This window comes from Methylacidimicrobium cyclopophantes (genome assembly GCF_902143385.2).
GTDB classification, from domain to species: domain Bacteria; phylum Verrucomicrobiota; class Verrucomicrobiia; order Methylacidiphilales; family Methylacidiphilaceae; genus Methylacidimicrobium; species Methylacidimicrobium cyclopophantes.
On sequence record NZ_CABFUZ020000201.1, the window covers coordinates 1 to 1,000 of the forward strand.

Below are 1,000 nucleotides of genomic sequence, written 5' to 3' on the forward strand. Positions count from 1 at the left end.
CCCATTTTCAGCCATAGCCCGCAACATAATGGCCATCGCCGGTAGTCTCTTTACCGGCTTGTTGACGCTTCTCGGCTTCGGTCAGAAATCAGCCATCGCTCGGATTGCCGTTGATCCGCCTTCTTCGGAGGGCATGATGAATGGGATGATGGGGCAAAGCATGTCCCACATGGACATGCACGGGATGATGTCTCGCGATAACATGATGGGGCCAATGCGGCTCGGTATGGAACTGTTCGAGCGGCATGCGGAAATCACCCGTGCGACCGATTATCTACCAAACGGTATTATCGACACTACGGTGTCGAGTAACCCGAAAACCGCCAAGCTGATCCAGGCCCACGTGATCGAAATGTATGCTCGCCTCGCAGACAACCGCCCGTTTCCATATCCGATGAGCAACAGCGTCCCGGCCATGTTTACCAACAGCACGAAATATCAGCGTAGCTATAAGCTGTTGCCGACCGGCATCCAGGTGACAGAAATCTCTGACGATCCCGAGATGATCAAAGTGATCTATGCGCATGCCCGCGAACTCGACCGCTTCGCGAAAGAAGGTATGCCAGCGATGATGCGCGGCATGATGCGCAAAGCCGACTGATCGGGGTGGCGACACGGAAGTGCATTTTACGTACGTCACACGTGAACATACATAGAACTGATATGTTGGGCTTTGCCGTGTGGCCTCATTTGCGAGGGAGAGCCCGCATGAGCCAGATGCCGGATCCGGTCACGAGGATCGAGGTGATCCAGAGTGTCGGAAGCGTTGCCTGGGCGAACTGTGCGATGAGGCCGAGCAGCAGGGCGCCAAGCGCGTAGCCGGTGTCGCGCCAGTAGCGGTAGGTTCCGAGGGCCTTGCCGCGGATCAGTGGCGCCGCCTGGTCGGACATCGTGGCGATCAGGTTGGGGTAGAGCAGCGCCATGCCACCGCCCATGATCACGGCGGCTGGCAGCCAGAGTGCCGCACTGCGCCCGGCCGCCGTGATCGCGATGCCGGCGG

The 1,000-nt window shown here is 58.7% G+C and carries 1 protein-coding gene and 1 pseudogene; one reads left to right on the forward strand and one right to left on the reverse strand.

What is annotated here, in order from left to right:
• Positions 1-28: 28 nt before the first annotated feature.
• On the forward strand, positions 29-601 hold the full coding sequence (locus tag FN369_RS08715; RefSeq protein WP_225487756.1) for a hypothetical protein: 573 nt from the start codon (positions 29-31) through the stop codon (positions 599-601).
• A gap of 85 nt (positions 602-686) precedes the next feature.
• Here the strand turns inward: FN369_RS08715 and FN369_RS08720 are convergent.
• A pseudogene (locus FN369_RS08720) lies at positions 687-1,000 on the reverse strand (MFS transporter); the annotation flags it as partial.